This window comes from Amycolatopsis sp. NPDC041971 (assembly GCF_055588925.1).
In genome coordinates, this window is sequence record NZ_JBVJCE010000001.1 from 710,178 (window position 1) to 735,942 (window position 25,765).

Below are 25,765 nucleotides of genomic sequence, written 5' to 3' on the forward strand. Positions count from 1 at the left end.
CGGTTGATCGTCAGGACGGTTTACGGTGGCGGGGTGGACACGAACGACTGGTCACCCCGCACCCTCGCCGTCGCCGCCGGACGACCGGAGGGTCCCGGCGAACCGCTGAACGTGCCGATCGTCGCGGCGAGCACCTTCGACGCCGGCGCCGACCGCGCGTACTCGCGGGAGAACGGCACCCCGACCTGGGAAGCCCTCGAAGCCGCGATCGGCGCGCTCGAAGGCGGGCACGCCACCGCGTTCGCGTCGGGGATCGCGACGCTCAGCGCCGTCGTCGACACCCTCCCGGTCGGCGCGAAGGTCTGCGTCCCGACGTTCTCCTACGCGGGATCGCGTGGCCTGCTCGCCCACGCGCAGCGCACCGGCCGCCTGGTGGTGACCGAGATCGCGCCGGACGACACGGCCGCCTGGGTCGCGGCCGCGGACGCCGACCTGCTCTGGCTCGAATCACCGACCAACCCGACGCTCGACGTCATCGACATCGAGACGATCGCCGCCGCCGCGAACGGACTGGTCGCCGTCGACAACACGTTCGCCACCCCGCTCGGGCAGCGGCCGCTGGACCTCGGCGCCGACATCGTCGTGCACAGCGCGACGAAACTCATCGGCGGCCACAGCGATCTGCTGCTCGGCCTGACCATCGCGGCCGACGAAGGCGTCGCGAAGGACCTGCGCGACGCGCGCACCAGGATGGGGGCGACGCCGGGCGCGCTGGAAGCGTGGCTGGCCCTGCGCGGGCTGCGGACCCTGCCGGTCCGCCTGGCCGAGCAGACGCGCACAGTGGCGCTCCTGGCGGCGCGGCTGGTCGACCACCCCTCGATCACCCGGGTGCGTTATCCCGGTTCCGGCACGATGATCGCGTTCGAACTCCCCGACGCGGAGGCCGCGGACAAGGTCATCGGGTCGCTGCGGCTGATCCGGGCCGCCACCAGCCTCGGCGGGGTGGAGAGCCTGGTCGAGCGCCGGGCCTGGCTGGCGGGTGACGCCCACGTGCCCGCCGGGCTCGTCCGGTTCAGCGTCGGGCTCGAAGATCCGGAAGATCTCTGGACGGATCTGGCTTCGGCACTGGGCCAGGACGCGGCCTAGCGTCTTAACCTGAAGCACGTGGAAGAGACGAAACCGCCAAGGCGGCTCGGTCAATTGCTGTGGGGCCTGTTCTGGCTCCTGGTGCTCGGCTTCCTCGCGATCGTCGCGGCGGGGCTGCTGGCCGAATTCGCGGCGTCGCCCTGCCCGAGCGACGGGATCTGGGCGTGTGACGCCGAAAACCGGACCTTCGCCACCTTCCTGCCCGCGATCGGGTTCGGCCTCGGACTCCTGATCGCGATGGTGGGCGGCGGCCGGGCGGTGCGGAACCGGACGTCGCCGAAGCCCTGGCTGTTCGTCGCGGGGCTCCTCGGTGCGGTCTCCCTCGCCGTGGCCCTGTTCCTGGTGTTCTGATCGTGACCTTCGGGTTGCCGTGCACCGACATTTGCTTCTGAATGGTCAGTTCTTCACGAGCGAGTACTCCGAAAGTGTGAACCCGTCGGTAACCTCGTCACTGTCCGAGGTGGGTTTGCCCAGAAGAACGGGCATTTTCGCGACGTGGGGCGGGTGGCGAAAAAATGCTTCCGCACGGCAACCGTTCGGGCCGTCCGGGTGTTAACATTCCTTCGTCGCAGCGAGGCTTTCCCTTTGTTGAGCGGCTTTCGGGCCCTTGTATCGAGCGAGGACATTCCCGCGTTACCGGTTTTCCCAGTGGTTCTTGTCACGGTTTATCCGCTATGGCCGACCGGCGCTTTCCGGCAGGATCACGCTGTCACCCGAACGTGGGATTCCTTTCGGGTGGTCGCAGGGTGGGGGTCACTCTGTGTTGCGATGCTTTCCACTGGGAGATCACTTTGAAGAAGACGTTGGGCCGCCTCGCGGGCGCGGTGCTGGCCGGCGCCGTCATCTCGCTGGCCGTGACGCCGGTCGCGATGGCGCAGACCGACACGACGACCACGCCTCCCGCTTCGTCGAGCGAGACGCCCACCACGGCGCCTTCGTGGACGGGCGGCAAGGTGACGACGGCCCCGCCGGAGACGAGCGGCCCGGCTTCGTCGTCCTCGCAGGAGCCGACCCCGACCAGCACCGGCAAGCCGACTTCCGGCAAGCCGTCGCCGACCTCCACCTCGGAGAACCCGACCACGCCGCCGGAGGAGCCCTACGTCGACAATGTGGGCGCGGGCTACATCGGTGAGAACGGTGTCGGCGCGCTGGTCATCGCCTGCCAGTCGGGCGAGCCGTCGAACGTTTCGGCGCCGGACTTCGACACCGTGGCCGGCAACCAGGCCGAGGACGACGGCCGTTACTGGGTCTACATCGTGAAGGTCAAGAAGTCCTTCAAGGGCAACTCGAGCACCTTCACCTGGACCTGTGCCGGCAAGCCGGGCAAGGGTGACATCGAGTTCGAGGCGCCCATCGGCGGCGGCGCGGCCACTCCGGGCAAGCCGGAGAAGCAGGTCAAGTACGCCCCCAAGGGCGGCATCGAGACCGGTTTCGGCGCAACCGCGGCCTGATCGATGTCGACGAAGTTTCCGAGGCGGGGTGGCCGCGCGGTCGCGGCCACCCTGATCCTTTCCCTCGCACTGACCGGTTGCGGTTCCGACGACCCGGCGCCCGCGGCACAGCAGGCCCCGGCGGAATCGACCGTCCCGGTCACGAAGCCGTTCAGCGGCACCAGGCCGACGAACGTGAAGATCCCCAAGATCGGCGCGGAGTCGAACCTGATCGCGGTCGCGGTCAACAAGGACGGCAAGATGGCCGTCCCTTCGGCGAAGAAGCCGATGCAGGCCGCCTGGTACCAGCTTTCGCCGGTGCCCGGTGACGTCGGCCCGGCGATCCTGCTCGGCCACGTCGACGGCAACAAGCAGCCGGGCATCTTCTTCAAGCTCAAGGACGTCAACCCGGGTGACGAGATCCTCGTCGACCGCAGCGACGGCAAGAGCCTGAAGTTCGTGGTCGAGAAGAAGGACCAGGTCCCCAAGGACCAGTTCCCCGAGGACGCGGTCTACGGCAACACGGACAAGCCGCAGCTGCGGCTGATCACCTGTGGCGGTGTCTTCGACAAGGAAGAGCACAGCTACAAGGACAACGTGATCGTCTACGCGAACCTCGTCGCCTGACGCGCGCGCCATGAACGGTCCGTTCCTTGCAAATTTCGCAAGGAACGGACCGTTCCTCGCATTCGGGGACCCGCTCAGCCCAGGCCCGCGGCCGGGAACGGGAACCCGGCGGGAGCGGCCGCTCCGGTGTCGACCCACTTCCGCATCCCCGCGTCGCAGGCCGCGTAACCCCAGTTGATCAACCGTTCCTGCAGCACTTCCGGCAGTTTCGTCAGGCGCGTCGGAGTCTCCGCCAGCTTGTGCGTGAGAGCCACGGGCGCCGTCAGCGAATCCTCGAGCTCGAAGTTCTCGAGATCGACGTAGGCCCCCCAGTAGGCGCCCGCGAAATCGTTCTCCACATAGGACTTGAGCAACGCGCCGCGCCGCAGCTCGCGCACCTGGTTGTCGATCACGTCGAGAACGCGCAGCAGCTGTCGCCCCCAGTCGCGGTTGACCTTCCGCTTGACCTTCATCCGCTTTCCCGCGTCGCTGACCAGCACCGTCGCGTGCCCTTCGACCGGGTCCAGGCCGAGGTTGTCGTAGACGCCGGCGTCGCTCAGCACGATCTTGCGTTTCCGGTCGTCCGAATGCGGGTCTTGGAGCACGACGGGCGAAAGCATCGGCGGGAACGCCGAGGACGCGGCCACCGCGGTCGCGAGCGGAATGTTCCCGTGCGGCCCGTTCTGCCGGAAGAACCACCACAGCGCGCCGTCCTGGAGGTTCGTCGCGGTGAAGACGAACTGCGGGCCGTGTGGGTCGATGTCCTTGAGGCAGCAGTCGCCGAACAGATGTTTCGCGTACACCCGCGCGAGTTCCTCCCCGGCGCTCCGCCAGGGAATCGCCATGGCCAGCAAGGTGACCGGGATGTCGAGCCGGGTGCGCGCGAGGTTCCGGACCGGCGCGACGACCTCGTCGTGGAAGTTGTTCGCGACACCGTTTTCGAACTCCAGGTCCGACCACGCGTGCGCGACCACACCCGCGGCGATCGAGCCGCCCGAGACACTCGAGAACGTCGATATCTTCGACAGCCAGCCGAGTTCGTTGAGCCGCCACAGGGCCCCGGTGTGGAACAACATCGCACGGTAGCCGCCGCCGGACAGCGCGAGACCGACATCCGTGCGGGCTGTTGAAGGCTTCTCGGTATCCCCCACCTGAGCGAGTGTAGAGGCGGGTCAAGCGAGCAGGGGCCGCAAGAGGCGACGGTGCTCCTCGGGGACGTACTCGGCGTAGTTGTCGTACAAGGCCTGCTTCGACAGCCTCGACGCACACTCGCCGTCGGAGTCCCGGATCGCTCCCAGCACTTCTTCGTGATGCGCCAGCCAGTTGCGCATCAACGCCGTCCGGTCGTCGGCGTGCTTCAGCTTGTCCTCGATGAGCTCCAGCACGACGCCGCGGACGACCTCGCCGCTGATCACCAGCAGCGGATTCCCCGTCGCGCGGGCGATGGCCTCGTGGAACGCGACGTCCGCGTGGCTGAATTCGGCGAAACCCTCCGTGACACCCGCGCGCATCGCCTCCAGCGCCGTGTCCAGTTCGGTGAGATGGTCTTCGGTCCTGAGCTGCGCGGCGAGCAGATGTGCGGAACCGTCGAGGATCATGCGGAACTGCAACAGCTCGGGAAGGCCGATGTGGTCGGCGCGCGCGAGCCGGTGCATCGACCGGTGCAACGCGGCGGGCGAGGCGGCCAGGACTTCGGGGCCGCGCGGATCGCCGGGCCGCGAGCGGATCATTTCCGCCGCCTGCAGCACCCGCAGCGCCTCCCGCACGGTCGAGCGGCCGACGTCGAACTGCACCATCAGTTCGCGTTCGCTCGGCAGCCGGTCGCCGGGTTTGATCCGGCCGCTGAACACGGCTTCCTCGATCTGCTCGACGACACGCTGGTACGCGCGGACAGGGGCGACCGGCTCGAATTCCATCTTGACCCTGTCGTCTCGTCTGGTTTACTGGTCAGACCAGTCTACCGGTCAGGGGGCAGGATGAAAGTCCGGATTCACGCGGCAGTGGCAGTGTTGCTGCTGGTGACGTCCGGCTGCTCCGCTGGATCGAGTGCCACGGTCGCTCAAGGCACCGGCACGCTCGCGATCGGGTACACCGCCGAACCCGCGAACTTCGACTTCACCCGTACCGACGGTGCCGCCATCCCGCAGGCCTTGCTCTACAACGTCTACGAGGGCCTGGTGAAACTCGACGCGGACGCGAAGATCGTGCCGCTGCTGGCCGAATCGTGGACGGTCTCGGAAGACCGCAAGACCTACGACTTCAAGCTCCGGAAAGACGCGAGGTTCAGCAACGGCGCGCCGTTCACCGCCGAGGATGTCAAGTTCTCGCTGATGCGGGTCAAGACCGACTGGACCGTGTCGATCAAGTCCACAATGGACGTCGTCGATCGAGTCGACGTCGTGGCGCCGGATCACGCGCGGGTCGTGCTCACCAAGCCCAGCAACGGCTGGCTGTTCAGCCTGACCAGCCGTCTCGGCGCGATGTTCAGCCCCACCGGCGTCGCGGATCTGGCGAACGAACCGGTCGGCACCGGGCCGTACACGGTGTCCTCGCGCAGGCGCGGCGATTCCATCGTGCTCAAGGAGAATCCCGCGTACTGGGGCAGGAAACCGGCGTACTCCACGGTGGTCCTCAAGTACATCAAGGATCCCACGGCGCTCAACAACGCACTGCTCAGCAACGGGATCGACGTCATCTCCGCGATCACCGTGCCGGATTCGATCCCGCAGTTCCAGAGCGACGACCGGTTCACCGTCGTCGAAGGCACGACGAACAGCGAGGTCACGCTCGCGTTCAACAACTCGCGTCCGCCGCTGAACGACGTCCGCGTACGACGAGCGCTGTCGTACGCCATCGACCGGAGGGCCTTGCTGGACACGGCTTGGGCCGGCCGCGGCACCCTCATCGGCAGCATGGTCCCGCCGACGGACCCCTGGTACGAGGACCTCGCGAACGCGTACCCGTTCGATCCCGCGAAGGCGAAAGCGCTGCTCGCCGAAGCGGGTCAGCCGAATCCCTCGCTGCGGCTGAGGATTCCCAACCTGCCGTACGCCGTCTCGGCCGCGCAGGTGGTGGCGTCGCAGCTGGCGGACGTCGGGGTCACGGTGACGATCGAGCCGCTGGACTTCCCGGCGGTGTGGCTCAAGCAGGTCTTCACCGACCGCGACTACGACCTGTCGATCATCCAGCACGTCGAGGCGCGCGACATCGTCACGTTCGGCAGGCCGAAGTACTACTGGGGTTACGACAGCAAGCCCGTCCAGCAGAACCTGGCGAAGGCCGACGCCGGAACGCCCCGGGAGCAGGTCGACGCGATGCGCCAGGTCGCGCGGCGGCTGTCCGAGGACGCCGCCGCGGACTGGCTCTTCCTCTTCCCCAACGTGATCGTGGCGAAGAACAAGGTGACCGGGTTCGTCCGCAACCAGGTCAGCGAGTCCTTCGACCTCACGGGATTGGCGCCGCGATGACGGTCAAGGTGCTCCGCCGCCTGGGGATCCTCGTGGCCAGTGTGCTGGTCGCCTCCATCGTGGTGTTCCTGTTCATGGCCGTGCTGCCGGGTGATCCGGCGCAGGTCGCGCTCGGCGTCAACGCGACGCCGGAACTGGTCGCGAAGACGCGTGCCGAATTCGGCATCGACCGGCCGCTGATGACGCAGTACTTCGACTGGATCGGCGGTGTCCTGCAAGGCGACTTCGGCCGTTCGTACGTCACGCGCGAGGAGATCGGACCCGCGCTGGCCGACCGGCTCGGCGTGACGTTGTGGCTGGTCGGCGCCGGAATGCTGGTGGCGCTGCTGATCGCCGTCCCGGCCGGGACGTTCGCCGCGGTGCGGCATCGGAAGGCCGACGGCACCGCCGTTTCCGGGCTGTCGCAGATCGGCGTCGCGATCCCCGCGTTCCTCGCCGGCATCATCCTGGTGCAGATCTTCGCGGTGCAGTTGCGCTGGCTGCCCTCCGGCGGCTGGACGCCGCCGGTGCGGGATCCAGGCGAATTCCTCCGCGGTCTCGTCCTTCCCGCCTTGTCGCTGGGACTCGTTCAAGGCGCCGTGCTCACGCGGTATGTCCGGTCCGCCGTGCTCGACACACTCGGGCAGGACTATCTGCGCACGGCGAGGTCCAAGGGGCTCCGGCCGTTCCAAGCGCTGTTCCGGCACGGTCTGCGCAACGCGGCCGTGCCGGTGGTGACGGTGCTCGGCCTGCAACTGGCGACCCTGCTGATCGGCGCCGTCGTCGTCGAACGCGTCTTCGTCCTGCCGGGTCTCGGCAGCATGCTGCTCGATTCGGTGGCGTCCCGGGATCTGCTGTCCGTGCAGGGGATCGTGCTGGTACTGGTGGTCGGCGTGCTGCTGGTGAACTTCGTGGTCGACGTCCTCTACACGGTGCTCGACCCGAGATTGCGGGGTTCCTGATGCGTAGCCGCAGTCTCGTGATCGGCGGCGTCCTCGTCGCGCTGATCGTGCTCGCCGCGCTGCTTTCGTTCGTGTGGACGCCGTTCGACCCGGTGAAGGTCGACGCGGCCCACCGGCTGCACGATTTCAGCGGCACCAATCCGCTGGGCACGGACAGTTTCGGCCGTGACGTGCTCAGTCAGCTCATGGTCGGCGCGCGGACGACGCTGTACGTCGGTGTGGTCGCGGTCGGGATCGCCGCGCTGATCGGGACACCGTTGGGCATCCTCGCCGGGATGTCCTCACGCTGGCTCGGCGAGTTCGTCATGCGGGTCAACGATCTCGTGCTCGCCTTCCCCGCATTGCTGCTGGCCATCATGTTCGGCGCGGTGTTCGGGGCGAACACGCTGACCGCGATGGTGGCGATCGGCATCGCGACCATCCCGTCGTTCGCGCGGATCGCGCGTTCGGGAACGCTGCAGGTGATGAGCAGCGAGTTCGTGCTGGCCGCGCGGTCGGCCGGTCGCTCGCGGCCGAACATCGCGGCGCGGCACGTACTGCCGAACATCTCCGGGCTGCTGATCGTGCAGGCGTCGGTGTCGTTCGCGATCGCCGTGCTCGCGGAAGCGGCGCTGTCGTTCCTCGGGTTCGGCACGCGGCCGCCGACGCCGTCGTGGGGCCGGATGCTCCAGGAGTCGCAGATGTTCCTGACCCTGCATCCTCGGCTGGCGCTCGTGCCCGGCGTCGCGATAGCCATCGCCGTCCTCGGCTTCAACCTGCTCGGTGACGGCCTCCGCGATCGTCTCGATCCCCGATTGGCGGCCCGGGTATGACCCTGAAAGTCCATGGTCTCGGGATCAGCGACCTGGTACGCGACGTCTCGTTCACCGTCGCGCGCGGTGAGCGGGTCGGGCTGATCGGCGAGTCGGGTTCCGGGAAGTCGTTGACGGCGTTGTCGATCATGGGACTGCTTGCCGAAGAACTCGCCGCGTCCGGATCGGTCAAACTCGACGGCCGCGAGCTGCTGGGCGCGCCGGAGAGGGAACTGTCGCGGCTGCGCGGCAACGAGATGTCCATGGTGTTCCAGGAACCCATGACCGCGTTGAACCCGGCGATGCGGGTCGGCGCGCAGGTCGCCGAACCGATGCGGATCCACCGCGGCGGCGGGAAACATCGCGAGGCGGCCGAGGCTCTGCTGGCTTCCGTCGGGCTGCCCGGCGTCGGTCGCGCCTATCCCCACCAGCTGTCCGGCGGGCAGCGGCAGCGCGTCGTCCTCGCGATCGCGCTGGCCAACGATCCGAAGCTGCTGATCTGCGACGAGCCGACGACGGCGCTCGACGTCACCGTGCAGTCGCAAATCCTGGAACTGATCCTCGACGGTGTCCAGGAGCGGGAGAGCGCGCTGCTGTTCATCACGCACGACCTCGCGGTCGTGGCGTCGGTATGCGAGCGGGTGCTGGTGATGCTGGACGGCGAGATCGTCGAAGCCGGCACCACCCGCGAGGTGCTGACCGCGCCCCAGCACGATTACACGAAGAAGCTGCTGGCCGCTTCGGATCTGGAGGCGAGACGATGATGATCTCGGTGAGAGATTTGGAACGCCGTTACACCAGGCGTGACGTCCATGCGCTGCGCGGAATCTCCTTCGACGTCGAGGCCGGTCAGCGCTTCGGCATCGTCGGCGAGTCGGGTTCGGGAAAGTCCACTTTGGTCAGATTGCTGGCCGCCCTCGACAAGCCGACGGCGGGCAGCGTCTCGTTCCAAGGTCAACGCATCGACACCCTGCCCGAACGGAAACTCGGCTTCCTGCGGTCGGAACTGCAGATCGTCTTCCAGGACCCGATGGGTTCGCTCGATCCGCGGATGCGGGTGCGCGACATCATCTCCGAGCCGTTGGGGCGCCGGGATCCCGCGCGGGTCTCAGAGTTACTGAGGGCGGTCGGCCTGCCCGAAGACGCCGCCAACCGCTATCCGCACCAGTTTTCTGGCGGGCAACGGCAACGCATCTCGATCGCGCGGGCGCTCGCGCCGAACCCGAGCGTCCTCATCGCGGACGAGCCGGTGAGCGCGCTCGACGTCTCCGTGCGGAAGCAGATCCTCGACCTGCTCGCGTCGCTGGTCGAGCTGTACTCACTGACGCTGATCTTCGTCTCGCACGACCTCGGCGTGGTGCGGCACGTCTGCGACCGGGTCGCGGTGATGCGGAGCGGCGAGATCGTCGAGATCGGTGACGTCGACCAGGTTTATGACGCGCCGGAACACGAGTACACCAGGGAACTGCTGGCGGCCGCGCCGAATCTGCGGACCGAACTGGCAAGGCTGCGGGGAGGGGACGATGGCTGACCATCCTGAAGGACTGCCGATCGGTGCCGACTGGGTGTCCACTGTAGACAGTGAACCGATCGTGTTCCCGTTCGACGGGAGTGAGATCGGCCGGGCGCCGGTCGGGACGCCGGAGCTGGCCACACGCGCGATCGATGAAGCCGTCGCGGTGTTCAAGCAGGTCGCGGCCCTGCCGTCGCGTACCCGGCGTTCGCTCCTGAACGACGTCGCCGCCGCTCTGGAAGTCCGGCGCGCCGAATTCGAACGGCTCCTGGTTCTGGAAACAGGCAAGCCATTGGTCGACTGCCGGGTCGAGGTCGCCCGCACGATCGTCACCTGGCAGGCCGCCGCCGAGGAGGTTTCGCGGTTGCACGGTGAGACCGTGCCGCTCGACCTGCTGCCGTCCGGCGACGGGCTGGTCGGGTTCTGGAAACGCAAGCCGATCGGCGTCGTGGTCGGCATCGCCGGGTTCAACTATCCGCTGCTGCTGGCGTCGCACAAGATCGCGCCCGCCATCGCCGCGGGTTGCCCGGTGGTGGTGAAACCCGCGCCGCAGACCCCGCTGGCGACGTTGTGGCTCGTGCACCTAGTTCGCTCGCTGACCGATTTGCCCGCGATGGTCCAGCTCGTCACCGGGGACGCGGCCATCGGCTCGGCGCTGGTCACCGACCGGCGCGTCGGCGCGGTGTCGTTCACCGGCTCCGCGCTGGTCGGGCACCGGATCGCCCGCGACGCCGCGCCCACGAAGACGTTGCTGGAGCTCGGGTCCAACGCCGCCCTGGTGGTCGCCGAGGACGCCGATCTCGACGCGGCCGTGGACGCGGTGCTGCGCGGCGGGTTCTACGCGTCCGGGCAGGCGTGCATCTCGGTGCAGCGGGTGCTGGTGGTCGAGGCGGTGGCCCAGGAGTTCACCGAACGGCTGCTGGCGCGGCTCGACGAGGTCGTCACCGGCGACCCGCGTGACGAGAAGACGCGGGTCTCGGCACTGATCGACCCCGGGTCCACCCAGCGCGTTCAGGAATGGGTCGGCAAAGCGATCTCGGCGGGTGCGCGGCTCGCGGGCGGCGGAGTGGACGGCACGGCGATCCGGCCGACGGTGCTGCTCGACGTGCCCGGTGGCCTCGAATGCTGGGACGAGGAGATCTTCGGCCCCGTGGTCTGCGTCCGCACCGTGTCCTCTGTGGACGAAGCGTTCGACGCGGTCAACGCGTCGCGCTACGGCCTGCACGCCTCGGTGTTCAGCACGTCCTTGAAGACGGCGTTCCGCGCGCTCGACGAACTCGAAGTCGGTGGTGTGGTGGTCAACGAGGTGCCCGGTTTCCGGTCCGACACCATGCCGTACGGCGGTGTGAAGGACTCCGGCATCGGGCGGGAAGGGCCGCGGTTCGCGGTCGAAGAACTGACCGTGACGAGGATGGCGGTGCTGCGCCCGTGAGCTACGAAAACCTGTTCCGGCTGGAGGGAAAGCGAGCCGTCGTCCTCGGTGGTGGCAGCGGGATCGGCCGCGAAGCCGCGAAGGCGCTGGCCGCGCACGGTGCCGAGGTGATCGTCGCCGACCGCGATCTCGCGGCCGCCGAGGAAACCGGCGTGGGGAAGGCGTACGAGATCGACCTGCTCTCCGAGGGTGCCGCCGCGCGCGCCGCCGGCGAACTCGGCGAGATCGACGTCGTCGTGCTGACCGCCGCGACCAACGTGCGCAAACGGCTGCTGGAGTACACGCGCGAGGAATTCGACCGGGTGATCGCGCTGAACCTCGGCGCGACCTTCGAGGTCGTCCGCGCGTTCGGCGCCGGGATGGTCGAACGCGGGCGGGGGAGCATCATCGGGTTCTCCTCGATCCGCGGTACCACCGTCGAGCCGGGCCAGGGGCCGTACGCGGCGACGAAAGCCGGGCTGGTGCAGCTGTTCCGCACGGCCGCGGCGGAGTTCGGCCCGGCCGGGGTGCGGGTCAACGCGATCGCGCCCGGCGTCGTCGAGACTCCGCTGACAGCGCAGATCAAAGCGAATCCGGCCTGGTACGACGCGTACGCGACCAAGGGGGCGCTCGGCCGATGGGCGCGTCCCGACGAACTCGCGGGCGCCGTCGTCTACCTGGCCTCGGACGCGTCGTCGTTCGTGACCGGCTCCGTGCTGGCGGTGGACGGCGGCTGGACCGCGGTCGACGGCCGCTTCGAACCGCCCGCGACGTGAGGAGCCTGTCCGTGCCGGAGTTGCCTGACCTGACCGCCGTCGAACTGGTCGCCCAGTATCGCGCGAAGACACTGTCACCGGTCGAAGTCACCGAAGCGGTCCTCGCCCGCGTCGAGGCGCGCGAATCCGAGCTGCACGCGCTCTACGCGTACGACCCGACCGATGCGCGAGAAGACGCGAAGGCGTCCGAAAGCCGCTGGCAAGCCGGGGAACCGCTCGGTCCGATCGACGGCGTTCCCTTGACGCTCAAGGAGAACATCGCGACCCGCGGCACACCGGTCCCGCTCGGTACGGCCGCCACCTCGCTGACACCCGCGTCCGATGACGCCCCGGCGGCCGCCAGGATGCGCGAATCCGGTGGTGTCCTGCTGGGCAAGACCACCATGCCGGACTACGGGATGCTGACGTCCGGGCTGTCGAGTTTCCATACCGCGTCGCGGAATCCGTGGGACACCACGCGCACGCCCGGCGGCTCCAGCGCCGGTGCCGGTTCGGCGGCGGCCGCGGGCTACGGCCCGCTGCACGTCGGCACCGACATCGGCGGCTCGATCCGGCTGCCCGCCGGCTGGTGCGGTCTGGTCGGGCTGAAGCCGAGTTTCGGCCGGGTACCGGTGGATCCGCCGTTCCTCGGCCGCGTCGCCGGGCCGATGACGCGGACCGTGGCCGACACCGCGCTGCTGATGAGCGTTCTGTCCGGGGTGGACGGTCGCGACCACCTTTCGCTGCCGCCCTCGTCGCTCGACTGGGAGTCGCTGTCTTGCGAGGTGAAGGGCCTGCGGATCGGGCTCCACCTCGATCCGGGCGTCGGGCTCCCGGTGCTGCCGGAGACGATCGCCGCCGTCACCGAAGCCGCGCGCGTGTTCGAGGCCGCAGGCGCCGTGGTGGAGTCGGTGGCGCCGTTCCTGCGCCGCGAAATGCTCGACGGACTCAACACCTTCTGGCGCGTCCGAGCCTGGTCGGACATGTCCGCGCTACCCGAGGACCGCCGTGCGAAGGTCCTGCCGTACATCGCCGACTGGGCCGCCGGCGGTGCCGACGTCAGCGGCGTCGACGCCTACCGCGGCTTCGCGCAGATCGACGCCATCGCCGTCGCGACCCTGCGCGCGACCGAACGCTTCGACGTCGTCCTGTCACCGACCTGCCCGGTCTCGGCCCCGCCCGCCGACTGGCCCTCGCCGACCAACGACCCGCGCCGCCCGTTCGAGCACATCGCGTTCACCGTGCCGTACAACATGTCCGGCCAACCCGCGGTCTCGATCAACTGCGGCTACACCAGCGACGACCAGCCCATCGGCCTCCAAATCAGCGGCCGCCGCTTCGCCGACCTCGACGTCCTACGCGCCGCTGCCGCCTACGAAACCCTTCGCCCCACTCCGCGCCCCTGGCCCTGACCCGCATTTCGTCCTCTGAATGCGGTCCTTGCACACGCAACTACCGCATTCAGAGGACGAAATGCGTCACTTGTTGATCGCTTCGGCCAGCGCAAGGATCCGCCGCGCGTTGTCCACGTGCAGGTTCTCGATCATCCGCCCGTCCACGGTCACGACGCCCTGCCCGGCCGCCTTGGCCTCCTCGAACGCCGCGATGATCTTGCGCGACCGCGCGATCTCCTCTTCGGACGGCGCGAAGATCCGGTTGCACGGTTCCAGCTGCGCAGGGTGGATCAATGTCTTGCCGTCGAAGCCGAACTGGCGTCCTTGCAGGCATTCCGCCTCGAAGCCTTCGAGGTCCTTCACGTCGTTGTAGACGCCGTCGAGGATCGCCTTGCCGGTCGCCCGTGCGGCCAGCAACGCGAGCGAAAGCCCGCCGAGCAGCGGCGCGCGGCCGGGGACGAACTCGGCGTGCAGTTCCTTCGCCAGATCGTTCGTGCCCATGACCAGCCCGGTCAGCCGTTCGGACGCCGCGGCGATCTCCTCGGCGTGCAGCATCGCGAACGGGGTTTCGACCATCGCCCAGATCTTCGTGTGATCGGGGGCGCCGCCGAGTTCCAGCGCGCGCTCGATGTTGTGCACTTCGGCGGCGGAGTTCACCTTCGGCACGACGATCGCGTCCGGGCCCGCCTGCGCGGCGGCGCGGAGGTCGGCGTCGTGCCATTCGGTGTCGAGGCCGTTGACACGGATGGTCACCTCGCGCGAGCCGTACTCCTTCGACGAAGCGGCGGCGCAAACGCGTTCACGCGCGGCTTCCTTCGCGTCGGGCGCGACGGCGTCTTCGAGGTCGAGGATGAGCCCGTCCGCGTCCAGCGTCTTGGCCTTTTCCAGCGCTCTTTCGTTCGCGCCGGGCATGTAGAGGACGGAACGTCGGGGGTTCATTCGGAAGTCTCCTTACCGGCCGCGTCGTACGCGGCGGCGAGTTCGGGGTCGTCGGCGGCGAGGGCGTCGGCGAGTTCGGCGACCACCCGGCACTGCTTCACCGAGGCGTCGTCCTGCATCTTCCCGTCGATCATCACCGCACCGGTGCCGTCACCCATCGCGGCGATCACGCGCCGTGCCCAGGCGACGTCCTCGGGCGAAGGTGAGAACACCTTCTTGGCGATGGCGATCTGCACCGGGTGCAGGCTCCAGGCGCCCACGCAGCCGAGCAGGAACGCGTTGCGGAACTGGTCCTCACAGGCCACGACGTCGCGGATGTCGCCGAACGGCCCGTAGTACGGCAGGATCCCGTTCGCCGCGCAGGCGTCGACCATCCGCGCGACGGTGTAGTGCCAAAGATCCTGTTGATACGTCGTGCGTCCCTCGTTCAGGTCTCCGCCGGTCGGGTCCGTGCGCACCAGGTAACCGGGGTGCCCGCCACCCACCCGGGTGGTCTTCATCCGGCGGCTCGCGGCGAGGTCGGCCGGGCCGAGCGAGATGCCCTGCATCCGGGGGCTCGCGCCGGCGATCTCTTCGACGTTCGCGACGCCGCTGGCGGTCTCCAGGATCGCGTGCACCAGCAGCGGTTTCGTGAGCCCGGCCCGCGCTTCGAGCTGCGCGAGCAGCCTGTCGACGTAGTGGATGTCCTGCGCGCCTTCGACCTTCGGCACCATGATCACGTCGAGTTTGTCGCCGATCTCGGTGACCAGCGTGATCAGGTCGTCGAGCACCCACGGCGAGTCGAGGCTGTTGACGCGGGTCCACAGCTGCGTCTTGCCGAAGTCGGTCGACTTCGCGATGTTGACGAGCCCGTTCCGCGCGGCCTCCTTGCGGTCGGCGCGCACGGCGTCCTCGAGGTTGCCGAGCAGGACGTCGACCTTCTTGGCAAGATCCGGGACCTTGGCGGTCATCTTCTCGTTGCCGGGGTCGAAGAAGTGGATCATCCGCGAAGGAGGCACGGGGATCTGGCGGAGCGGTTCCGGCGCCCCCACGGCGAGCGGGGCGAAGAAATCCTTCGGCGAACGCATCGTTCCTCCATCGCAACGGGCTAAGTGACCGAGGAGTAACCCTAAACCCGGAAGGTGGGGAACCGCTGCGGCGCAGCTCACCTCCAAGGGGACACGATCGGGAATCGCGGAGGGATCTGTGGACGACTGGGCCTTGCCGGGTTTCACCGAGCTGGGGTCGCTGGGCGAAGGCGGATTCGGGCGGGTCGTACTGGCTCGCCATGATGAATCCGCCCAGGTCGTGGCCATCAAATACCTGTACGCGCGGTTCGCGGCCGACCCTCAGCGGCTGGCCGAGTTCCGCCACGAGGCGCAGATCCTGAGCCGCGTTTCGGGACCCCACATCGCCCGTCTGCACCAGTTCGTGGAGACCCCGCAAGGGGCCGCCATCATCATGGAAGCCGTTCACGGAATTTCCCTGAAAGAGCTCCTCGACCGCCAGGAGAAGCTCGAACCCGAAGCCGCGCTGGCCATCCTCAAGGGTTCACTGCTCGGCCTCGCCGGCGCGCACGCCGCGGGCACCGTCCACCGCGACTACAAACCGGCGAACGTCCTGGTCACCCCCGAGGGGCAGAGCAAACTCGTCGACTTCGGCATCGCCGTGCTCGCCGGGCAGACCGGGGTCGCGGCGGGCACGCCCGCGTACATGGCGCCCGAGCAGTGGTCCGGTGGGATCGCCACCCCCGCGACCGACGTCTACGCCGCGACCTGCGTGTTCTTCCAGTGTGTCGCCGGGCACCGGCCGTATGAGGCCGAACAGACCGAAGTGCTGCGCACCCTGCACGAGTACGCCCCGATCCCGTTCGGTGAGGTCCCCGAACCGGTCCGCGACCTCATCGCGCGCGGCATGGCGAAGGCCGTCGCCCAGCGGCCGTCGGGCGCGGCCGAGTTCGTCACCGAGCTGGAGTCGTCCGCCAGGAAGGCGTACGGCGAAGACTGGGAGCGCAACGGCTGGCACTGGCTCGCCAAGGGCGCCGGTGTCCTGGTCGCCCTGTCCCCGCTGGCCCTGCTCGGCGCCGGAACCGCCGCCGCGCCGGTCATCGCGGGCGGCGCGGCGGGCGGGGTCGCGGCGACCACCGGCGGCGGAATCGCGCTCGGGCTCAAGGTGACCGCCGCGGTCGCCGCCGTCACCGCGGCCGCCGTCGGCACGGTCGTGGTGGTCAACGCCGACAGCGGCGAAGCGCCGCCCCAGACGACGACCGTCGCCGCGATGCAGGTCGACCTCCTCACCCGTACGGAGAAGTTCGACGGCTTCGACTACAACGGCAAGTACGTGCGGATCGGCGGGTTGAAGGACAAGGCCGCCGAGGATCGGGTCAACAAGGCGCTGATGGCGCCGATCGACGGCTGGCTCGAGAACTTCTGGCCCGACAGCTACCAGCCGCAGCGGGAGCCCGACGGCGACATCCCGCATATGAAGACCGAAGCCGAAGTACTGCGCCAGGACGACAAGCTGCTCTCGGTCGTCTACAAACGCTCGATCGACTCCGTTCAGTTCGGCAACCACGGCGGGTTCAGCATCCGCCCGATCGTCATCGACCTGACGAAGGGTGAGCAGATCTCCACCGCGCATCTCTTCGACAACGTCGACGGCACCGCCGCGCGGATGCGGACGCTCGAAGACCGCCTCCTCGACTCCGCGAAGCCGGGCGACTGCCTCACCGGCACGCGGAGCTCGATCGAGCACCTCCCGGCCACGGCGATGTCGGCGCGGTACACCTTCGACTACGACTCCATCGTGCAGGCGGCGCCCACCGCCGACGGAATGCGGTTCTACGTCTACGGTTCCGCGCTCGGCTACCCGCGCGCCTGCGACCCGACCGCGATCACCATCGGATACCCACGCCTGCTCGACCTGATGAGCCCCACGGTGCTGAACCTGCTCGGCCTCAAGGGCGGCGGCACGCAGGGCGAGCGGACCAAAGAGGACGACGTCGGCGCCTTCACCATCACCACGCCGGAGAAATGGGGGCTGCTCTCCAGCGCTCCCATCGAGCGCTACCTGGTGACCGCCGACCAGTGCTCGAACAGCGGCATGCAGCCGTTCCACTGCGCGGGCGTCGTCTTCAGCGACAACTCGCGGGTCGAGCCGACCACTCCGGCGTATGAACCTGGCAAGCCGTACAACCGGTCCCATGGCCCGCGGCCGTGTCATTCCCTCGGCGCGCCTAATGAGTCTCAGGGGTCACCCGTCCTGCGGAAGAAGGAGCTTCGCCCGGTCGGGACGAAGAAAGCCGCGTACGAGGAGTGGCGGCTGACGTGCACTGGCGGCGGTACTGTCACTCAGCGGGTCTGGTTCCTGCCGAAAACGCAGCTCGTGATCGTCGACGAGTGGAACACTCCAGGTCTCGACAAGATTCTGGAAGAGGCCCGATGGCAGTGAACATTCAAGACGCGAGCGATGCGTGGAGACTGCCCGGCTTCACCGAGCTGGAGCAGCTGGGCACGGGCACCTTCGGCCGCGTGGTGCTCGCGCGCCAGGACAACACCGGCCACGTCGTCGCGATCAAGTACCTCTTCTCCCGCTTCGCCGCCGACCCGGCGCATCTGGCCGCGTTCCGGCAGGAAGCGCTGGCACTGCACCGGGTGTCGAGCCCCCACGTCGTCCGCCTCCACGAGTTCTTCGAGACGCCGCAGGGCGCGGCGATCGTGATGGAGGCGATCAACGGCGTCTCGCTGCGCGCGGTGCTTCAGGCCGAAGGCGCTCTCGAACCCGAAGCCGCCCTCGCGGTACTGAAAGGCTCGCTACTCGGACTGGCCGCGGCCCACTCCGCGAACGTCGTCCACCGGGACTACAAACCCGCCAACGTCCTCGTCGCCGACACCGGCGAGAGCAAGCTGGTCGACTTCGGCACGGCCGTCCTGGCCGGTGATCGGGGCCCTTCCGTCGGCACGCCCGCGTACATGGCGCCCGAGCAGTGGGCAGGCGGTCAGGCCACGCCCGCGACCGACGTCTACGCCGCCACCTGCGTGTTCTTCCAGTGTGTCGCCGGGCACCGCCCGTATGAGGCCGAACAGACCGAAGTGCTCCGCACGCTGCACGAACACGCGCCCATCCCGTTCGGCGAAGTACCCGAGCCGGTGCACCAGCTCGTCGCGCTGGGAATGGCGAAGGACCCGTCGAAACGGCCGGTCGACGCGCTCATGTTCGTCGGCGAGCTGGAACGCGTCGCCCGTGCCGGATATGGCGACGAATGGGAACGCAAGGGCTGGTCGCGGCTGGCGAAGGCGGCCGGCGTGCTCGCCGCGGCGACGCCGTTGGTCCTGCTCGGCGCCGGTACCGCGGCCGCGCCCGGGATCGCGGCCGGGCTGAAGATCGCCGTCGGTGTCGCCGCGGCGGCGGCCGCCGTGGTCGGCTCGGTCGTCGTCTTCTCCGACGCGAGCACCCCGCCGCCGTCGCCGCCGACCACTCAACAGGCCGTCGCGCTCGAGATCGCCATGAAGACCCGGACCGGAACCGTGCCCGGCACGAACCTCCCGTACCGCGGGGACCACCCCGAGGTGACCGGGTCGCCCGATCAAGCCTGGCTGAAGCGCGTCAACGACGCCCTGGCCGCGCCGATCGACGAATGGAACCGCAAAACCGGCCCGGGCGCCGCCAAGCTGGAACCGGAACGTGGCCCGTACAAGCTCCTCACGAAGGCCGACGTGCGCTCGCGGAACGAGCGGTATCTCTCGGTGCGCTACGCACACGACCTCGAGAACAAACCCCATTCGACCTGGGGAAACGGCCGTAACGCGGTGACGATCGATTTGAAGGAGGGCAAGGCGCTCACCCCCGCGGAGCTCTTCGCCCCCGGAAAGTTCACCGACGACGGACTGCGGACCCTCGCCGCCTTGCTCTGGCCCGACCAGGAGCAGTGTGGCCCGGCCAACAGCACCTTCCCGTACCAACCCCTCAAGACGGCCGACCTCACCGACGAGCGGAAGGTGTGGCTCGCGTTCACCCCGGCGGCCGTCGAGGTCACCGTCGACCTCAACACCCTCGGCTTCGCCACCGCCTGCGGCGTCCAGGACTACACGCTGCCCTACGACAAGCTGGCCGATCTCCTGAATCCGGACCTCGTCGCGGGCGTGACCGGCGGAAAACCCCTGAAGGCGACCTCGGCCGCGCCGCCCGCGCAAGGACTCACCGACGTCCCGGTCGGCGCGCTGACCCTGCACCTGCCCGACGGCTGGACCACCGTCTCGCAGGGGCTGGAGAAGGTGATCGTCGCCCCGGGCTGCCCGGATCCCAAAAAGTACTTCAACTGCAAGTACGTCCTCCTCACGGACAACAGCCAGGAGTCCGCCGAACAGCCGACATACCGGCCGGGCGGCTTCTACCGGCGCAGCGCGGGCGGCCGGGCCTGCAACGCCGCCGGGCGCAAGGACCTTCGCCAAGAGGGTGACGCCGTGCGGACGGTTTCCACCACCGCACCGGTGGGCGGGGCGACGGCGACCTACGAGGAATGGGCGATCCAGTGTGTTCCTCGTGGACAGACGGGCGGAAGCGGTGAGGTCCAAGTGACCCAGCGGATCTGGTTCCTCGCGGACAGGCAGATCGTGGTGATGGATGAGTGGCGGACACCGGACGTCGAAGAGCTCCTCCGTACCGCGACGATCACCTGACCGGCCTGCGAAGGTCCACAGTGGAATGAGCGTTCACTGGGCTGAACGGCCTAAGGCTTTGCCGCACTCGCCGCCCCGATGTTCGGTGCCGGTCATTCCATACCGGTGACCGTTCGGAGACGCCGGGTAACACCACTTACCTCGCCCTCACTCGGTTGGCGGCACGGTCGGACTGAAGTCCGATGACCGCCTACCGACCGGTCACCGATGACAAGGCGCCGTCGATCGCAGCCACTCCCGTTGTCCGGCGCCGCCGCCTCCCCGCCCTGTTAGACAGTTCATGTGCCGCTTCCACCGAGGTGGCACGGGATGAAGAGCCCTAGGGAAACCAGGTTCGAAGGAGGCGGAACGTGGCGGCTACACCGAATATGGAGAGCTCGACGGTCGCCGGTGGCGCGAAGCGCAGCCGGTCACTGTCGAGCCGGGTGGTGCCGCCGATCGAACTGCCCGCGAGCGTCGAGGAGCTTTCGCGCAAGGCGGCGGCCCTGCTCGGCTGGAACGGCATCGTCCTGCCGGAGACCACCGTGCTCGGCCGCAAGATCTGCGTGGTCGCCCGGCTCCGCACCGACGTGCACGCGGAGCGCATCGCGATGGGCATGGGTCCCGTCGTCGATCGCGCCACCGTCGACACCTGGACTTGGCCAGAGCTGGCCGCGACCGCACCCGCGCCGGCCGCCGAGATCATCGGCGTCCTCGCGGTCGCCCGGCACTGGCGCACCGCGATGGCCTCCGCGGTTCCGTTCGCACGTTACGGCGAGGCCGCGATGGTTCTCCCATCGCCAGCCGTACTGACGGAAGACTACGTCGGCAACTGCCTGCCGCGTGCCCGCGCCTACGGGCTCGGCATCGTCTCCGCCGACCCCAACGCGGTGACCGACCTCGACCTCGAGGGGCACAACGAGCGCATGATCCTGGACGAGGACCCGGTCTCGCGCCTGGTCAACGAGATCGTCTACGACCAGCTGCTGCGCGGCACCGAGCTCCCTGCCGAAGTGGACTGAACGCGCTAACGTCGGGTCCATGCGAGTAGTCATTGCGGGTGGACACGGACAGATCGCGCTGAAGCTGGAGAAACTCCTCGCCCGGCGCGGTGATCAGGCGGTGGGGATCGTGCGCAATCCCGATCACGTCGCGGACCTCGAGGCGGTCGGCGCCGAAGCCGTCGTCCTCGACCTGGAAAAGTCCGATGTGGACGCCGTCGCCAAGGTGCTCGACGGCGCCGACGCCGCCATCTTCTCCGCCGGGGCGGGGCCCGGCAGCGGCACCGCGCGCAAGGACACTGTGGACAGAGCCGCCGCGGAACTCTTCGCGGCGGCCTCCGAGCGCGCGGGCGTGCGGCGGCACATCCAGGTCGGCTCCATGGGTGCCGACAAATGGGAGACCGCGGACGTACCGGACGATTTCCGGAGCTACCTCAAGGCCAAGAAAGCGGCCGAAGACGATCTGCGCGCCCGGGATCTCGACTGGACCATCCTGCGACCGGGACAGCTCACCGACGACGAGGGCACCGGCGAGATCCTGATCGCCGAATCCACCGGACGCGGACCCATTCCCCGGCAGGACGTCGCCGCGATCCTCGTCGCGCTGCTCGACAATCCGGCGACGGCGGGACGTGTCCTCGAAGCGATCTCGGGTGATACAGCTATCTCTCAGGCCTTTTCCGCTCTGTGAAACCATAGTGTGTGGACGTAATCCGTCTTTTGACTGAACGGAGAAAGTCCTTGCGCGAGGACATCGCGGTCTTCAGTGGCAGCGCACATCCCGAGCTCGCCGAAGACATCTGCGCCCATCTCGGCATCCCGCTGCATCCCGTGGAGGTGCGGCGGTTCGCCAACGATTGTCTCGAAGTCCAGCTCCAGGCGAACTGCCGCGAGCGCGACGTCTTCCTGATCCAGCCGCTGGTGCGGCCGGTGCAGGAACACCTCGTCGAACTACTGCTGATGCTGGACGCCGCGCGGGGCGCGTCGGCGAAACGGATCACCGTCGTCATGCCGCACTATTCGTACGCCCGATCGGACAAGAAGGACGCGCCGCGGATCTCGATCGGCGGCCGTCTCGTCGCCGACCTGATGGCGACCGCCGGTGCCGATCGCGTCCTCGCGATGACCCTGCATTCGCCGCAGGTGCACGGCTTCTTCAGCGTCCCGGTCGATCACCTGCACGCGTTGCAGGAACTGGCCAAGCACTTCCGCCAGTACGATCTCTCCGCGACCACCGTGGTCTCGCCGGATCTCGGCAACGCCAAGGAGGCCGCGCATTTCGCCCGGCTGCTCGGCGTTCAGGTCGCCGCCGGCGCGAAGCAGCGCTTCGCCGACGACAGGGTCGAGATCAGCTCGGTGATCGGCGAGGTCACCGGCCGCGACGTGATCGTCCTCGACGACGAGATCGCCAAGGGCAGCACGGTGATCGAACTGCTCGGCAAACTCCGGGAACTGAAGCCGCGCTCGATCCGTGTCGCCTGCACGCACGGCCTCTTCTCCAGCGGCGCGCTCGAGCGGATCGGCAGCCAGCCCGACGTGCTGGAGGTCGTCTGCACGAACACGGTGCCGATCCCGCCGGAGGAGCAGAGCCCGAAGCTGCGGGTCCTGTCGATCGCGCCCGCGCTGGCGGAGGCGATGCGGAGGATCCACAACGGCGAGTCGGTCAGCGCGCTTTTTGAAACGGCCTAAGCAGTTCCGAGGACCCGGTCGAGGTAGGTGTTCGTGAACACGCCGGCCGGGTCCACCTCCTTGCGGATCCGCAGGAAGTCGTCGAACCGCGGGTACCGTGAGCGGAGGGTCGCGGCGTCGAGGTCGTGCATCTTGCCCCAGTGCGGGCGGCCGCCGGCCTCGCCGACGATCGACGCGAATCCGGTGAAGTACTCGCGGTAGGGCATGCCGACGAACTGGTGAATCGCGAGGTAGGCGGAGTCGCGGCCGTTAGCGGTCGAGAGCCAGATGTCGTCCGCGGCGGCAACGCGCACCTCTACGGGGAACGCGACCGGATTCTCCAGCTTCGGCACGAAAGCGCGGAGTTCGGCGAAGACGTCGTGGAGCGCTTCGCGGGGGATCGCGAACTCCGACTCGACGAACCGCACGCCGCGATGGGTCACGAAGACGCGATGTGACGTGTCGCTGTACTCGCGGGCGGAGAGGATGTTCGAGGCGAACCGGCCGAGCGGCTGGACGAGTTTCGGCACCGCGCGGCCGAGACGGCAGAGCCCGCCGAACGCGATGTTCTCTGTGACCTCGTAGTCGATGAACTCTTTCACCTTGGTCAGCGGACGGCGTTCGCTGCCCGACGGAAGCCGATTGTTGCGCTTGACCAGGGCGTTCTTGCCATAGGGGAACCAGTAGAACTCGAAGTGGTCGTTCTCGGCGGCGAACTGGTCGAAGCCTTCGAGGACCTGTTCGAGTGGTTCCGGCCGCTCCTGGGCGAAGAGCAGGAAGGACGGTTCACACTGCAGAGTGACCGTGCTGATGACGCCGAGTGCGCCGAGGCCGACCCGCGCGGCGGCGAAGAGATCAGGCCGCTCGTCCGCCGAACAGGTCACCACGGTGCCGTCGGCGAGCACGAGTTCGAGCGCGGCGATCTGGGTGGCGATCCCGCCGAGCCGGGCGCCGGTGCCGTGGGTGCCGGTGGAGATCGCGCCCGCGACGGTCTGCGCGTCGATGTCGCCGAGGTTGGTCATCGCCAGGCCCAGCGCGTCGAGTTCGGCGTTGAGCTGCTTGAGCGTGGTGCCCGAGCGGACCGTGACCAGGCCTTTCGCGACGTCCGCCGACGCGATGCCGGTCCAGCCGGTCAGATCCATGGCGTCCGAATCCGCCGCGGCGATCGCTGTGAAGGAGTGGCCGCTACCCAGCGGTCGCAGGCGTCGCCCGTCCGCGGCGGACCGGCCGATCGCCTCGGCGATCGCGTCCGTGTCGCGCGGCCGGTGCACACGCAGCGGCGACGCCGTCGCGGTGCCGGCCCAGTTGCTCCACCGTGTCATGAGCCACCCGTTTCGTGAGCTGCTGCCCTTGAGATGTGCGAGTGCCGAAACAGTAAGTGAATAGTATTCGCGTTTCAAGTCCTTCTGTCGTACCTTAGTTCGGGTGACCAGTGCGACGGTGTACGACTTGGCGACGAAGGACCTGGATCCTCCGTTCGCGGTTGTCGACTTGGATGCGTTCGACGCGAACGGCGCCGACCTGCTGCGGCGGGCAGGTGGCAAACCGATCCGCGTGGTCAGCAAATCCGTGCGTTGCCGGTATCTGCTCGAACGGGTGCTCGCGCGGCCGGGGTTCGAAGGCCTCATGTGCTACTCGCTCGCCGAAGCCGTCTGGCACGTCGAGCAGGGGACGTCCGAGGACATCGTGGTGGCGTACCCGACCGCCGACCACGGCGCGCTGCGGCGATTGGCCGCGAACGACCGGGCCCGGGCGGCGATTTCGATCATGGTCGATTCGCCCGAGCAGCTGGATCTGGTCGATGCCGCGCTGGGGCAGGGACATCCCGAAATCCGTGTCTGCCTGGAACTCGACGCTTCGTGGCGGCCGCTGCCCGGAGTGCACGTCGGCACCAGGCGCTCTCCGGTGTTCAGTCCGCGGCAGGCCGCGGATCTGGCGCGGACCATCTTGTCCCGCAAGGGTTTCCGGCTCGTCGGGATGATGGCGTACGAAGGCCAGATCGCCGGGCTCGGCGACGCGGCCGGCGGTGGCGTCAAGAACTCGCTCATCGGCTGGATGCAGCGGAAGTCCATTGTGGAAATCGCGAAACGCCGCGCGGCCGCGGTCCATGCCGTCCGGGCCTTGGCGGATCTGGAGTTCGTCAACGGCGGCGGCAGCGGCAGCGTGGAATCGACCGGTGCCGAAGCGGCCGTCACCGAAATCGCGGCGGGCTCGGGGCTGATCGGGCCAACGCTTTTCGACGGCTACGCGCACTTCTCGCCGCGCCCGGCCGCGATGTTCGCGCTTCCCGTCGTCCGTCGTCCGGCACCCAAGGTCGCGACGCTCTTCTCCGGTGGCTACATCGCTTCAGGGCCCGCGGAGTCTTCGCGGCTCCCGACGCCTTACCTGCCCGAAGGCCTCTCGCTGCTCGGATTCGAAGGCGCCGGCGAAGTCCAAACCCCCGTCTCCGGCGAAGCCGCCCGGCACCTGCGGCTCGGCGACCGAGTCTGGCTGCGCCACGCGAAGGCAGGCGAACTCGCCGAACGCTTCACGCACTACCACGTCGTCGTCGGCGACCGTGTCGACCGAACCGTCCCCACCTACCGAGGCGAAGCCCAAAACTTCGGCTGATCCGCGCGACCCCAACCCCCACCCATCCCTGGGGGGCGCGCCCCGCACCAGCGTATCGGGAGGGGGTGTCGGAGGTGGCGGTTCCGAGAGGGGAGGGGCGAGGTTGTCCACAACTGTGGGTGGGTGTGGACAACTTTTGTGGACAAGTCGGTAAGGCCAGGTCAGACGCGGTCGCGGCGTGGTTGTTGGGGGTCGTGTGACTGGTGGGGCATGGGATCCGGGCATCGGTGGACACGAATGGAGCAGGGGATCCACCGGTGACGCGAAGGTCCTCTTCGTTCTGACGGCGGCCTTCGTCATGTCCGGACAGTGGTGTCAGAGTCCATAGTGGACAGAAGGGTGGCCGGGGTTGCGAAAGACACTTTCGCAACGCGGCGGGCTGGCGAGTGACAGGCGGCGAGGGCTGGGGGGGGGGGGGGGGGGGGGGGGGGGGGGGGGGGGGGGGGGGGGGGGGGGGGGGGAAGGGGGGGGGGGGGGGGGGGGGGATACGTACCCCCTGCCCCCTCCCACCCCCCCC

Annotated in this window: 23 protein-coding genes; 18 read left to right on the top strand and 5 right to left on the bottom strand. The window is 68.5% G+C overall.

The features are described from left to right. Window positions 1-33: 33 nt before the first annotated feature. From ACZ6DT_RS03570 to ACZ6DT_RS03585, 4 genes are all read left to right on the top strand, one after another. Window positions 34-1,086 (top strand): trans-sulfuration enzyme family protein, encoded by a 1,053-nt coding sequence (locus tag ACZ6DT_RS03570; protein WP_465588002.1) that lies wholly within the window; start codon window positions 34-36, stop codon window positions 1,084-1,086. An 18-nt stretch (window positions 1,087-1,104) separates the two neighbouring features. Next, window positions 1,105-1,437, top strand: coding sequence for a hypothetical protein (locus ACZ6DT_RS03575; protein WP_465588005.1), 333 nt, complete (start codon window positions 1,105-1,107; stop codon window positions 1,435-1,437). 440 nt (window positions 1,438-1,877) lie between these two features. After that, entirely contained in the window at window positions 1,878-2,537 is a 660-nt protein-coding gene (locus ACZ6DT_RS03580) for a hypothetical protein (RefSeq protein WP_465588008.1), read from the top strand. A gap of 3 nt (window positions 2,538-2,540) precedes the next feature. Then, complete coding sequence (locus ACZ6DT_RS03585; RefSeq protein WP_465588011.1) at window positions 2,541-3,143, top strand: class F sortase; 603 nt, start codon at window positions 2,541-2,543, stop codon at window positions 3,141-3,143. A 74-nt stretch (window positions 3,144-3,217) separates the two neighbouring features. Here the strand turns inward: ACZ6DT_RS03585 and ACZ6DT_RS03590 are convergent, their stop codons facing one another. Beyond that, on the bottom strand, window positions 3,218-4,273 hold the full coding sequence (locus tag ACZ6DT_RS03590; RefSeq protein ID WP_465588014.1) for a patatin-like phospholipase family protein: 1,056 nt from the start codon (window positions 4,271-4,273) through the stop codon (window positions 3,218-3,220). 21 nt (window positions 4,274-4,294) lie between these two features. Beyond that, on the bottom strand, window positions 4,295-5,038 hold the full coding sequence (locus ACZ6DT_RS03595) for a FadR/GntR family transcriptional regulator (RefSeq protein ID WP_465588017.1): 744 nt from the start codon (window positions 5,036-5,038) through the stop codon (window positions 4,295-4,297). A gap of 60 nt (window positions 5,039-5,098) precedes the next feature. On the opposite strand from ACZ6DT_RS03595, the gene ACZ6DT_RS03600 reads away from it, so the two are divergent. Genes ACZ6DT_RS03600 through ACZ6DT_RS03635 form a run of 8 tightly spaced genes read left to right on the top strand, consistent with a single transcriptional unit; the run spans window position 5,099 to window position 13,412 of the window. Further along, complete coding sequence (locus ACZ6DT_RS03600) at window positions 5,099-6,589, top strand: ABC transporter substrate-binding protein (protein WP_465588020.1); 1,491 nt, start codon at window positions 5,099-5,101, stop codon at window positions 6,587-6,589. Further along, window positions 6,586-7,530, top strand: a complete 945-nt coding sequence (locus tag ACZ6DT_RS03605) for an ABC transporter permease (protein ID WP_465588022.1) — start codon at window positions 6,586-6,588, stop codon at window positions 7,528-7,530. The genes ACZ6DT_RS03600 and ACZ6DT_RS03605 overlap by 4 nt, the downstream gene beginning before the upstream one ends. Then, window positions 7,530-8,342, top strand: a complete 813-nt coding sequence (locus ACZ6DT_RS03610; protein ID WP_465588025.1) for an ABC transporter permease — start codon at window positions 7,530-7,532, stop codon at window positions 8,340-8,342. Before ACZ6DT_RS03605 ends, ACZ6DT_RS03610 begins: the two co-directional genes overlap by 1 nt. Next, entirely contained in the window at window positions 8,339-9,085 is a 747-nt protein-coding gene (locus ACZ6DT_RS03615; protein ID WP_465588027.1) for an ATP-binding cassette domain-containing protein, read from the top strand. Before ACZ6DT_RS03610 ends, ACZ6DT_RS03615 begins: the two co-directional genes overlap by 4 nt. Next, window positions 9,082-9,852 (top strand): ABC transporter ATP-binding protein, encoded by a 771-nt coding sequence (locus tag ACZ6DT_RS03620; RefSeq protein ID WP_465588030.1) that lies wholly within the window; start codon window positions 9,082-9,084, stop codon window positions 9,850-9,852. The genes ACZ6DT_RS03615 and ACZ6DT_RS03620 overlap by 4 nt, the downstream gene beginning before the upstream one ends. After that, window positions 9,845-11,266, top strand: coding sequence for an aldehyde dehydrogenase family protein (locus ACZ6DT_RS03625; RefSeq protein ID WP_465588033.1), 1,422 nt, complete (start codon window positions 9,845-9,847; stop codon window positions 11,264-11,266). The genes ACZ6DT_RS03620 and ACZ6DT_RS03625 overlap by 8 nt, the downstream gene beginning before the upstream one ends. Then, window positions 11,263-12,021: an SDR family NAD(P)-dependent oxidoreductase gene (locus ACZ6DT_RS03630; protein WP_465588035.1), complete on the top strand. Its 759-nt coding sequence runs from the start codon at window positions 11,263-11,265 to the stop codon at window positions 12,019-12,021. The genes ACZ6DT_RS03625 and ACZ6DT_RS03630 overlap by 4 nt, the downstream gene beginning before the upstream one ends. Window positions 12,022-12,032: 11 nt before the next feature. Next, window positions 12,033-13,412 (top strand): amidase, encoded by a 1,380-nt coding sequence (locus ACZ6DT_RS03635; protein WP_465588038.1) that lies wholly within the window; start codon window positions 12,033-12,035, stop codon window positions 13,410-13,412. Between the two features lie 66 nt (window positions 13,413-13,478). Here the strand turns inward: ACZ6DT_RS03635 and ACZ6DT_RS03640 are convergent, their stop codons facing one another. Together ACZ6DT_RS03640 and ACZ6DT_RS03645 are read right to left on the bottom strand one after the other, a co-directional pair. Further along, window positions 13,479-14,333 carry an HpcH/HpaI aldolase/citrate lyase family protein gene (locus tag ACZ6DT_RS03640; protein ID WP_465588041.1) on the bottom strand — a complete coding sequence of 285 codons (855 nt, stop codon included), beginning with the start codon at window positions 14,331-14,333 and terminating at the stop codon, window positions 13,479-13,481. Beyond that, a complete protein-coding gene (locus tag ACZ6DT_RS03645; RefSeq protein WP_465588043.1) occupies window positions 14,330-15,400 on the bottom strand; it encodes an HpcH/HpaI aldolase/citrate lyase family protein in 1,071 nt (356 codons plus the stop codon). Before ACZ6DT_RS03645 ends, ACZ6DT_RS03640 begins: the two co-directional genes overlap by 4 nt. Before the next feature lie 118 nt (window positions 15,401-15,518). On the opposite strand from ACZ6DT_RS03645, the gene ACZ6DT_RS03650 reads away from it, so the two are divergent. The 5 genes from ACZ6DT_RS03650 (at window position 15,519) to ACZ6DT_RS03670 (ending at window position 22,659) form a co-directional block, all read left to right on the top strand. Then, window positions 15,519-17,762 carry a serine/threonine-protein kinase gene (locus ACZ6DT_RS03650; protein WP_465588046.1) on the top strand — a complete coding sequence of 748 codons (2,244 nt, stop codon included), beginning with the start codon at window positions 15,519-15,521 and terminating at the stop codon, window positions 17,760-17,762. After that, the gene (locus ACZ6DT_RS03655; RefSeq protein WP_465588048.1) at window positions 17,753-19,990 is read left to right on the top strand and encodes a serine/threonine-protein kinase; all 2,238 of its coding nucleotides are present in this window, start codon (window positions 17,753-17,755) and stop codon (window positions 19,988-19,990) included. The genes ACZ6DT_RS03650 and ACZ6DT_RS03655 overlap by 10 nt, the downstream gene beginning before the upstream one ends. Before the next feature lie 350 nt (window positions 19,991-20,340). Further along, window positions 20,341-20,991, top strand: coding sequence for a hypothetical protein (locus tag ACZ6DT_RS03660; RefSeq protein ID WP_465588051.1), 651 nt, complete (start codon window positions 20,341-20,343; stop codon window positions 20,989-20,991). Between the two features lie 19 nt (window positions 20,992-21,010). After that, window positions 21,011-21,661 (top strand): SDR family oxidoreductase, encoded by a 651-nt coding sequence (locus ACZ6DT_RS03665; protein ID WP_465588054.1) that lies wholly within the window; start codon window positions 21,011-21,013, stop codon window positions 21,659-21,661. Between the two features lie 50 nt (window positions 21,662-21,711). Continuing rightward, window positions 21,712-22,659, top strand: a complete 948-nt coding sequence (locus tag ACZ6DT_RS03670; protein ID WP_465588056.1) for a ribose-phosphate diphosphokinase — start codon at window positions 21,712-21,714, stop codon at window positions 22,657-22,659. Here the strand turns inward: ACZ6DT_RS03670 and ACZ6DT_RS03675 are convergent. Then, window positions 22,656-23,960, bottom strand: a complete 1,305-nt coding sequence (locus tag ACZ6DT_RS03675) for a D-arabinono-1,4-lactone oxidase (protein WP_465588059.1) — start codon at window positions 23,958-23,960, stop codon at window positions 22,656-22,658. The genes ACZ6DT_RS03670 and ACZ6DT_RS03675 overlap by 4 nt on opposite strands. Window positions 23,961-24,063: 103 nt before the next feature. On the opposite strand from ACZ6DT_RS03675, the gene ACZ6DT_RS03680 reads away from it, so the two are divergent. Beyond that, window positions 24,064-25,248 carry an amino acid deaminase/aldolase gene (locus ACZ6DT_RS03680; RefSeq protein ID WP_465588062.1) on the top strand — a complete coding sequence of 395 codons (1,185 nt, stop codon included), beginning with the start codon at window positions 24,064-24,066 and terminating at the stop codon, window positions 25,246-25,248. Window positions 25,249-25,765: the final 517 nt, after the last annotated feature.

Coding starts and splice junctions, on each gene's coding strand:
- ACZ6DT_RS03585 (WP_465588011.1), top strand. CDS start 2,541: ATGTCGACGAAGTTTCCGAGGCGGGGTGGCCGCGCGGTCGCGGCCACC.
- ACZ6DT_RS03595 (WP_465588017.1), bottom strand. CDS start 5,038: ATGGAATTCGAGCCGGTCGCCCCTGTCCGCGCGTACCAGCGTGTCGTC.
- ACZ6DT_RS03600 (WP_465588020.1), top strand. CDS start 5,099: ATGAAAGTCCGGATTCACGCGGCAGTGGCAGTGTTGCTGCTGGTGACG.
- ACZ6DT_RS03605 (WP_465588022.1), top strand. CDS start 6,586: ATGACGGTCAAGGTGCTCCGCCGCCTGGGGATCCTCGTGGCCAGTGTG.
- ACZ6DT_RS03610 (WP_465588025.1), top strand. CDS start 7,530: ATGCGTAGCCGCAGTCTCGTGATCGGCGGCGTCCTCGTCGCGCTGATC.
- ACZ6DT_RS03615 (WP_465588027.1), top strand. CDS start 8,339: ATGACCCTGAAAGTCCATGGTCTCGGGATCAGCGACCTGGTACGCGAC.
- ACZ6DT_RS03620 (WP_465588030.1), top strand. CDS start 9,082: ATGATGATCTCGGTGAGAGATTTGGAACGCCGTTACACCAGGCGTGAC.
- ACZ6DT_RS03625 (WP_465588033.1), top strand. CDS start 9,845: ATGGCTGACCATCCTGAAGGACTGCCGATCGGTGCCGACTGGGTGTCC.
- ACZ6DT_RS03640 (WP_465588041.1), bottom strand. CDS start 14,333: ATGAACCCCCGACGTTCCGTCCTCTACATGCCCGGCGCGAACGAAAGA.
- ACZ6DT_RS03645 (WP_465588043.1), bottom strand. CDS start 15,400: ATGCGTTCGCCGAAGGATTTCTTCGCCCCGCTCGCCGTGGGGGCGCCG.
- ACZ6DT_RS03655 (WP_465588048.1), top strand. CDS start 17,753: ATGGCAGTGAACATTCAAGACGCGAGCGATGCGTGGAGACTGCCCGGC.
- ACZ6DT_RS03665 (WP_465588054.1), top strand. CDS start 21,011: ATGCGAGTAGTCATTGCGGGTGGACACGGACAGATCGCGCTGAAGCTG.
- ACZ6DT_RS03675 (WP_465588059.1), bottom strand. CDS start 23,960: ATGACACGGTGGAGCAACTGGGCCGGCACCGCGACGGCGTCGCCGCTG.